Raw genomic sequence first — 8,371 nt, forward strand, 5'->3', positions numbered from 1 at the left:
CTGTGACACTCACCCGACTCGGAAGCGAAAATCCATGACTCTGCGCCCCACCGACAGCTCTGCTCTCCTGATCGACGGCAAACTGATTCCGGGTTCCGGCGGCACGTTCGAGGTGATCAACCCGGCCACCGAGGAAGTGCTGGGACGGGCCGCCGACGCAACCGAGTCCGACATGGACGCCGCGATCGCCGCGGCCCGGCGAGCCTTCGACCACACGACGTGGTCCCGCGACCACGGCTTCCGCGCCCGCTGCCTGCGACAGCTGCGCGACGTACTGCAATCCCACATCGAGGAACTGCGCGACCTCACCATCGCGGAGGTCGGCGCCCCAGCCTTCCTCACCAGCGGACCGCAACTCGAGGGCCCGGTTGCCGACCTCGGCTACTTCGCAGACCTCGCCGAAAGCTACTCCTGGGAACAGGATCTGGGCGTCGCCGAACCGATGGGCATCAGGACCCGCCGACGCGTCCTCAAGGAGGCCGTCGGGGTGGTCGGGGCCATCACACCGTGGAACTTCCCGCACCAGATCAACTTCGCCAAGATCGGCCCCGCGCTGGCGGCCGGCAACACGGTGGTGCTCAAACCCGCCCCCGACACTCCCTGGTGCGCCGCCCTCGTCGGGCACCTCATCGCGGAGGAGACCGATCTTCCGGCCGGTGTCGTCAACATCGTCACGTCGAGCGACCATGCTCTCGGCGCGCAGCTGTCCACCGACCCCCGCGTCGACCTCGTGTCGTTCACCGGTTCGACCACCACGGGGAAGGCCGTCATGGCGGCGGCGTCCGAATCGTTGAAGAAGGTGTTCCTCGAACTCGGCGGCAAATCCGCGTTCATCGTGCTCGACGACGCCGACCTCGCCGGGGCGTGCGGGGTCGCCGCGTTCACCGTCTCCACCCACGCGGGACAGGGTTGCGCGATCACCACCCGGCTGCTGGTGCCCCGAGAGAAGTACGACGAGGCAGTCGAGGCGACGGCCCGCACACTCGGCGGACTGAGCGCGAGCGATCCTGCGAATCCCGCCACCATCTGCGGGCCGCTCATTTCCGCCCGGCAGCGTGCCAGGGTCGAGGAGTACCTGCGACTCGCCCGGGAGGAGGGCGGCACGATCGTGGTCGGTGGCGGGCGCCCCGCCGATCGGGACCGCGGTTTCTTCGTCGAACCCACCCTGATCAGCGGCCTCGACAACACCGCGCGGGTGGCCCGGGAAGAGATCTTCGGACCGGTGCTGGTGATCATTCCGCACGACGGCGACGAGGACGCGATCAGCATCGCCAACGATTCACCGTACGGGCTGTCCGGATCGGTGTGGGGCACGGATCCCGCACGGGTGCAGCGGGTGGTCGAGGGCGTGCGCACCGGCACGCTCAGCGTCAACGGCGGTGTCTGGTATTCCGCCGACGCCCCGTTCGGCGGTTACAAGCAGTCCGGAATCGGCCGCGAGATGGGTGTGGCCGGGTTCGAGGAATACCTGGAAACCAAGCTGGTCGCGGAGCCGGCCCGATAATGCAGGGAGTCAATCGATATGGGACGTTTCGACGGTAAGACGGCCATCGTCACCGGCGCCGCACAGGGCATCGGCGAGGGGTACGCGCGTGCTCTTGCCCGCGAGGGCGCCAACGTGGTGGTGGCCGACCTCAACGCGGAACTCGGCGAGACGGTGGCCAAGCAGATCGCCGCCGACGGCGGGACCGTGGTGTTCAAGGACGTCGACGTCGCCGACGAAGCATCGGCGCAGGAACTCGCGGCGTTCACCGTCGAGAGGTTCGGCGGCATCGATCATCTGGTGAACAACGCCGCGATCTACGGCGGCATGAAACTCGACCTGCTCATCACCGTGCCGTGGGACTACTACAAGAAGTTCATGGCCGTGAACTTCGACGGCGCCCTCAACGTGACGCGCGCCGTGTGGCCGGCGATGAACGAGCGCGGGGGCGGCTCCATCGTCAATCAGTCGTCGACGGCGGCGTGGCTGTACTCCGGCTTCTACGGCCTCGCGAAGGTCGGGATCAACGGACTCACCCAGCAGTTGGCCCACGAGGTGGGCGGCATGAACATCCGGGTCAACGCCATCGCGCCCGGGCCGATCGACACCGAGGCCACCCGCACCGTGACGCCGGGAAATATGGTGGCAGACATGGTGAAAACGTTGCCGCTCAAAAGGATGGGCACCCCCGACGACCTCGTCGGCGCCTGCCTGTTCCTCCTCTCCGACGAGGCGAGCTGGATCACCGGGCAGATCTTCAACGTCGACGGCGGGCAGATCTTCCGATGACCACGACGCAGCAGGTGTCGGTCGGCTACATCGGCCTCGGCAACATGGGTGCGCCGATGGCGAAGCGGCTGCTCGACCGGCCGGGCACACTCATCGTGTGCGACACCCGGCCGGAGGCGCTGGAACCGTTCGGGAAGGCCGGCGCGAAGGTCACGACGAGTCCGCGGGAGGTGGCGGCGAACGCGGACGTCATCTCGGTGACCGTGCTGAACGACGAGCAGGTCCGCGCGGTGGTCGCCGAACTGCTCGACACCGCGCGACCGGGCACGGTCGTGGCCGTGCACTCCACCATCAGCGACGTCACCGCGGTCGAACTCGCCGACCGTTGCCGGGCGCACGGCGTCGACCTGATCGACGCACCCGTCAGCGGCGGCGCCCCCGGGGCACACCAGGGGAAGCTGGCGGTGATGGTCGGGGCGAGCGAAGACGCGTTCGAGAAGGTCCGGGAGCCGTTCGGGCACTGGGCCGAACTCGTCGTGCACGCGGGCGACGTGGGCGCGGGCACTCGGATGAAGCTGGCTCGGAACCTGCTGCATTTCGTCTCGTTCACCGCCGCCGCCGAGGCGCAGCGGCTCGCCGAGGCCGCCGGTCTCGACATCACCGAACTCGGAAAGGTGGTCCGCCACACGGACGCGATCACCGGCGGCGCCGGCGCGATCATGCTCCGCGACACCACCGACCCGCTCGACGTGAACGACAACTGGTACCCGATCATGTCCCACGTCCGGGACCTCGGGGAGAAGGACCTGTCGCTGGCGATCGGACTCGGCACCCGGCTCGACGTCGCGTTGCCATTCGCGCGCCTCGCGCTGTCGGGGCTCGGCCCGGGGCTCGGCGTCGACAGCACCGTGGACGAGGACGAGGAGGAGCAGCCATGACCGACGACACCCGCACCCGCGGCCTGGCCATGATGGAGAAGGTCTACGGATTCGAGATGCAGGACGGCCCCGGCGCGCATTTCGCCGTCACCGCCGACCACCTGTTCGCCGACATCTGGTCACGACCGGGGCTGAGCATCCGCGACCGCCGGCTTCTGCTGCTCGGTGCGCTCACCGCGCAGGGACTCGTCGACGTCGCCGAGATCCAGGTGGGGGCGGCCCTGCACAACGAGGAACTGGACGAGGACCAACTCCGGGAGATCGCCCTGTTCCTGTGTCACTACGTGGGCTGGCCGTTGGGGACGAAACTCGACGCGATGATCGGCGGGGTGCTACACAAGCGGAAGAAGGCGGCCGGAGCGGCCGCCCCGGACGCAGAGGCCACATGAGCACCGAACATCTGACACCAGAGCTACTTCGACTCGCCGACTCCGTTCCCGGTTTCATGCCGGAGGACGAGGGGACAGCCCTGCACGAGGCCGCGATGCTGTACCTGACCTCCGGTGGGGTGGGCGTCGAGATCGGCACGTACTGCGGCCGCTCCACGATCTACCTGGGGGCAGCGGCCAGGGCGCGTGGCGCCCGCGTCGTCACCGTCGATCACCATCACGGTTCCGAGGAGCACCAGCCGGGCTGGGAGTATCACGAACCGGCGTTCGTCGACCCGCACACCGGTCTGCTCGACACGGTCGGCCGGTTCCGGCACACGATGGCGGATTCGGGGCTCGAGGAGTACGTGGTGGGGGTGCTGGGGCGGTCGTCGACGGTCGCGACGTTCTGGCGCACCCCCGTGGACTTCGTGTTCATCGACGGCGGGCACACGTCGGAGGCGGCGTCGGCGGATCTCGAGGGGTGGGCGCCGTGGGTGACCGTGGGCGGCGCCCTGGTGATCCACGACGTGTTCCCGGACCCGGCGGACGGCGGACGCCCGCCGTTCGAGATCTACGAACGAGCCCTGGCGTCAGGACAATTCAAGGAGACGTCCGTCACCGGGTCGCTACGGGTTCTCGAACGGGTGGGCGGTCAGACCGGCGAACCGCTGGCATGACAGTAGTCGCCGCACCGGTCGAGACCGATCGGTAGTCCCACGGGCAGCGCCGCGTCCCGGAAGATTCCGTGTCCGGGCGTGGTGCGGGACAACGCGTCCGCGGCGAGGATCATCGCACCGCCCGTCCACGTGGTCTGCTCGACCGGCCACCGCTTACCGTCGCTGTAGACGAGGCCGGTCCAGTACGAGCCGTCCGGATCCCGCAAGTGCTGCATGGCGGTGAACTGGGCGAGCGCACGGGCGTGCTCCCCCATCGCGTCGAGCGCCAGCACCAGCTCACACGTCTCGGCGCCGGTCACCCACGGCCGGTGGTCCACGCAGCGGATGCCCAGCCCCTCCACCACGAAATCGTCCCACCGCGAGTCGATGCGATCCGACGCCGCCGCACCGCGGACGGCGCCCCCGAGGATCGGGTAGTACCAGTCCATGGAGTATTCGTCCTTGATCGCGAACGACTCCGGGTGCTGCCTGATCGCGTGCCCGAGTGTGTATTTCGCGAACTCCCATTCCGGTTGCGGGTCGTCGACCAACCGGGCGAGCAGCAGACCGCAGTGCAGGCTGTGGTGAATGCTGGAGTTCCCGGTCAGCAGCGCCTCCGCACAGTCCTGCCCGTTCTCGCCGCGGGCCCACCAGATTTCGCCGCTGAGCGCCTGCATGTCGACGACGAAGTCGAGTCCGCCCTGCACCGACGGCCACAGCCTGTCGACGAAGCCCCGGTCGCCGGTGATCAGGTAGTGGTGCCATACCCCCACCGCGAGGTAGGCGCAGAAATTGCTGTCGGAATCGTGATTCTCGACGGTCCCGTCGCGGAACTTCATCGGCCACGACCCGTCCGGTCGCTGCGTCCGCCGCGACCACTCGTACGCGCCCTCCGCCTCGTCGCGCAGACCGGCCGCGGTGAGCGCCATGGCGGATTCGACGTGATCCCACGGGTCGGTGTGCCCGCCGGCAAACCACGGCAGCGCCCCCGACGACTCCTGCGCTGCCGCGATCGACCGTGCCGTCTGCCGGACCTGACTCTCCGACAGCACGTTCGGTACCGACGGGACGCCGGCGGCTCTCACCGCGGCGCCTTCACCACGCTCGGTTCCCTGGGCTTCTCGAGGTAGAACACGACGCTCTTGCCGACCACCGGGTTGAGCACCTTCTCCGCGGTGCGCGTCAGCCAGGGCGCTTTCATCATGTCCCACACCAGAACCTGGTGGTAGGCCTTCGCGAGGGGATGGTCGTTGTTCTCCACTCCCACCGCGCACTTGAGCCACCAGTACGGGGAATGCAGGGCGTGCGCGTGGTCGCGGCCCCGCACCTCCAGCCCGGCGGCGGTGAGCTTCTCCGCCAGTTCGTCGGCGCGGTAGATGCGGACGTGACCGCCCTCCACCTCGTGGTACGCGTCGGACAGCGCCCAGCAGATCTTCTCCGGAAGCCACCGCGGAACCGTCACCGCCGCAACCCCACCCGGCTTGAGGATGCGGGTCAGTTCGGCGATGGCGCGGCCGTCGCGGGGAACGTGTTCGAGGACCTCGGAGATGAGGACGACGTCGAACGTCGCGTCCTCGTACGGCAAATTCAGTGCGTCGCCGACCTCCACCCGCGCCGAGGCGCCCGCGGGGACCTCGCCGACCTCGGCCATCGCCACGAACATCTTCTCGACGTCCGCGAGTTCGTCGGCGTTCTGGTCGAAGGCGATGACGTCGGCGCCGCGTCGATACAGCTCGAACGAGTGCCGTCCGGCACCGGCCCCGATGTCGATCACCTTGTCGCCGGGCTTCACACCCAGCCGGTCGAAGTCCACGGTCAGCACGATCGGCCTCCTTGACGGGTCTGCGCTATCGCTTCGGCGTAGGTTTGCGCGGTTGTCGCGGCCACGGCGGCCCAGCTGTAGCGCTCGAGCACGCGACGGCGGCCACCGTCGCCGAGCCGGGCGCGGCGCTGCGGGTCGTCGAGCAACGCGCCCAGCACGTCCGCGAGTTCCTGCGGGTCGCCGGGCGTCACCAGCACACCCGCCTCCTCGTCCGTTCCGACCACCTCGGGAATGGCGCCTGCGCGGCTCGCGACCAGCGGGGTGCCGCATGCCATCGCTTCGACGGCAGGCAGCGAGAACCCTTCGTACAGCGACGGCACGCACGCGACGTCGGCGGACGCCAGCAGCGCGGCCAGTTCTGCGTCGTCGATGCCCGACACGGTTCGGACGACGTCACCGATGGCCAATTCCTCGATGAGCTTCTCCGTGACTCCGCCGGGTGCCAGCTTGGTGACCAGCACCAGTTCGACGGCGCGCTCGGTGTGCACCTTCGCGACGGCTTCGAGGAGCGTCGACACCCCCTTCAGCGGCATGTCGGCGCTGGCCACGCACACGACGCGGCCCGGAACCCGTTCGGCGGCCGGGGGTCGGAACACCTCGGTGTCCACCCCCAGCGGAACGGTCCGCAGGTTCGCGGCGGGAACGTCGAACGCGGCGCTGATGTCGTCGGCGGACGACTGCGACACCGTCAGCAGTGCGGGGATGGCGCGCGCCACCCGTTTCTGCATGCGCAGGAAGCCGTACCAGCGACGGACCGTCACCTTGCGCCACCACTTCGCCGACGCCAGGTCCAGCTCGCGGTCGCGGGTGATCGGATGGTGGATGGTGGCGACGACGGGGAGCCGGGCCTTCCGGAGTTGCAGCAGCCCGTAGCCGAGGCACTGGTTGTCGTGCACCACGTCGAACTCGTCGGCCCGCTTCTTCAGCAGTCGCGCGGCGCGGAGGCTGAACGTGAGCGGTTCCGGGAAACCGGCCGTCCACATGGTCGCGACCTCGAGCACGTCGACGGCGTCGCGGAACTCACGGGGGTGCGGCGTTCTGAACGGATCCGGCTCGCGGTACAGGTCGAGGCTGGGGACCTTCGTCAGCGTCACCCGGGGGTCGACGTCCGGGTACGGCTGGCCCGAGAACACCTCCACATGATGGCCGAGTTCGACCAGCTCACGGCTGAGATGGCGGACGTACACACCCTGCCCACCGCAGTGGGGCTTGCTTCGGTACGACAAGAGTGCGATGCGCACGGACTTCGGCCTCTCCTCGAGCAGTTGGCAAGCAATACTAGAACACGTTCTTACTCGGGTGTGTCCTTGTTCCATCCAACCGCACTCACTCACCCCACCGCGGTCGACTCGCGCAATCCCTCGAGTTTTCCCGCCAGGCGTCCGAGGTAGGCGAGGACCTCCTCCTCGCTGCGGTCGGGCACTCCGTACACCACTTCGGTGACGCCGAGGTCCTTCCATCGGCGCAACTTGTCGACGTCCGGTTTGCCGTCGAGCACGACGATCCGCGGTTCGCCGTCCCTGCCGGCCTCGCGCCACATCCGCTGCAGCGCGGCGACGCGGTCGTCGATGTCCTGCTCGATCGGAGTGGTCATCCAGCCGTCGGCGGATTTCACGATCCACCGGAAGTTCTTGTCGTTGCCGGCGGCGCCGACGACCACCGGCGGCACCCGCACCGGCTTGGGCCACGCCCAGCTCGGACCGAAGCTCACGAACTCGCCGTCATAGGACGCCTCGTCCTGCGTCCACAACGCGCGCATCGCCTCGAGGTACTCCCGCAGCATCGTCCGCCGCCGCCCCGGCGGGACGTTGTGGTCGGTGAGCTCGTCCAGATTCCACCCGTACCCCACGCCGAGGATCACCCGCCCGCCGCTGAGGTGGTCGAGCGAGGCGATCGTCTTGGCCAGCGTGATCGGATCGTGCTCCACGGGCAGCGCCACCGACGTGCCCAGTTCGATCCGCTCCGTGACCGCAGCCGCCGTGGCGAGGGCCACCCACGGGTCGAGGGTGCGCATGTAGCGGTCGTCGGGCAGCGACGCGTCCCCCGTCTGAGGATGCGCCGCATCGCGTTTCACCGGAATGTGTGTGTGCTCGGGCACGTAGAACGAGTCGAATCCGGCGGCCTCTGCACCCCTCGCGGCCGAGGCCGGCTCGATCCCGCGGTCACTCGTAAACAACGTTATGCCGAATTTCACGAATTCTCCTTGGCCGAGAGCCATTTCCTTCATGCACAGTAACTTCTGGACACCTGTTTATCAATGTGTCCAAACAACTCTCCAGTTCTCCGCGCGGCCGGACGAACGGGACGCTCGTTCGATCTGACGCAACGGGCGTCCCGTTCGTCCCCCCGGTGAGTGGCAATGCGTCCCCCGG

The 8,371-nt window shown here is 68.5% G+C and carries 9 protein-coding genes; 5 read left to right on the top strand and 4 right to left on the bottom strand.

Translation table 11 applies throughout. From position 1 onward, the window contains the following. Positions 1–34 precede the first annotated feature (34 nt). Genes ACFTZB_RS39635 through ACFTZB_RS39655 form a run of 5 tightly spaced genes read left to right on the top strand, consistent with a single transcriptional unit; the run spans position 35 to position 4,198 of the window. Positions 35–1,504 carry an aldehyde dehydrogenase gene (locus ACFTZB_RS39635; RefSeq protein ID WP_378440502.1) on the top strand — a complete coding sequence of 490 codons (1,470 nt, stop codon included), beginning with the start codon at positions 35–37 and terminating at the stop codon, positions 1,502–1,504. An 18-nt stretch (positions 1,505–1,522) separates the two neighbouring features. Continuing rightward, positions 1,523–2,272 (top strand): SDR family oxidoreductase, encoded by a 750-nt coding sequence (locus ACFTZB_RS39640; RefSeq protein WP_378440504.1) that lies wholly within the window; start codon positions 1,523–1,525, stop codon positions 2,270–2,272. Further along, positions 2,269–3,150, top strand: coding sequence for an NAD(P)-dependent oxidoreductase (locus ACFTZB_RS39645; protein ID WP_378440506.1), 882 nt, complete (start codon positions 2,269–2,271; stop codon positions 3,148–3,150). Before ACFTZB_RS39640 ends, ACFTZB_RS39645 begins: the two co-directional genes overlap by 4 nt. After that, positions 3,147–3,539, top strand: coding sequence for a carboxymuconolactone decarboxylase family protein (locus ACFTZB_RS39650; protein WP_378440508.1), 393 nt, complete (start codon positions 3,147–3,149; stop codon positions 3,537–3,539). Before ACFTZB_RS39645 ends, ACFTZB_RS39650 begins: the two co-directional genes overlap by 4 nt. Further along, positions 3,536–4,198, top strand: coding sequence for a class I SAM-dependent methyltransferase (locus tag ACFTZB_RS39655; protein WP_378440510.1), 663 nt, complete (start codon positions 3,536–3,538; stop codon positions 4,196–4,198). Before ACFTZB_RS39650 ends, ACFTZB_RS39655 begins: the two co-directional genes overlap by 4 nt. Here the strand turns inward: ACFTZB_RS39655 and ACFTZB_RS39660 are convergent. The 4 genes from ACFTZB_RS39660 to ACFTZB_RS39675 all read right to left on the bottom strand — a co-directional run bounded on the left by ACFTZB_RS39660 (position 4,174) and on the right by ACFTZB_RS39675 (position 8,193). Then, a complete protein-coding gene (locus ACFTZB_RS39660; protein WP_378440512.1) occupies positions 4,174–5,262 on the bottom strand; it encodes a prenyltransferase in 1,089 nt (362 codons plus the stop codon). The genes ACFTZB_RS39655 and ACFTZB_RS39660 overlap by 25 nt on opposite strands. Next, positions 5,259–5,999 carry a class I SAM-dependent methyltransferase gene (locus tag ACFTZB_RS39665; protein ID WP_378440514.1) on the bottom strand — a complete coding sequence of 247 codons (741 nt, stop codon included), beginning with the start codon at positions 5,997–5,999 and terminating at the stop codon, positions 5,259–5,261. The genes ACFTZB_RS39660 and ACFTZB_RS39665 overlap by 4 nt, the downstream gene beginning before the upstream one ends. Next, entirely contained in the window at positions 5,993–7,240 is a 1,248-nt protein-coding gene (locus ACFTZB_RS39670; RefSeq protein WP_378440516.1) for a glycosyltransferase family 4 protein, read from the bottom strand. Before ACFTZB_RS39670 ends, ACFTZB_RS39665 begins: the two co-directional genes overlap by 7 nt. Positions 7,241–7,329: 89 nt before the next feature. Next, positions 7,330–8,193, bottom strand: a complete 864-nt coding sequence (locus ACFTZB_RS39675) for a TIGR03619 family F420-dependent LLM class oxidoreductase (RefSeq protein ID WP_378440518.1) — start codon at positions 8,191–8,193, stop codon at positions 7,330–7,332. Positions 8,194–8,371 lie beyond the last annotated feature (178 nt).

Origin of the sequence: Rhodococcus sp. NPDC057014 (assembly GCF_042673295.1) — a bacterium.
Lineage (GTDB): Bacteria > Actinomycetota > Actinomycetes > Mycobacteriales > Mycobacteriaceae > Rhodococcus_F.

What these genes read in the sequence shown, in the direction of transcription:
- ACFTZB_RS39635 (WP_378440502.1), top strand. Translation starts at nt 35, where the DNA reads ATGACTCTGCGCCCCACCGACAGCTCTGCTCTCCTGATCGACGGCAAA.
- ACFTZB_RS39640 (WP_378440504.1), top strand. Translation starts at nt 1,523, where the DNA reads ATGGGACGTTTCGACGGTAAGACGGCCATCGTCACCGGCGCCGCACAG.
- ACFTZB_RS39645 (WP_378440506.1), top strand. Translation starts at nt 2,269, where the DNA reads ATGACCACGACGCAGCAGGTGTCGGTCGGCTACATCGGCCTCGGCAAC.
- ACFTZB_RS39650 (WP_378440508.1), top strand. Translation starts at nt 3,147, where the DNA reads ATGACCGACGACACCCGCACCCGCGGCCTGGCCATGATGGAGAAGGTC.
- ACFTZB_RS39655 (WP_378440510.1), top strand. Translation starts at nt 3,536, where the DNA reads ATGAGCACCGAACATCTGACACCAGAGCTACTTCGACTCGCCGACTCC.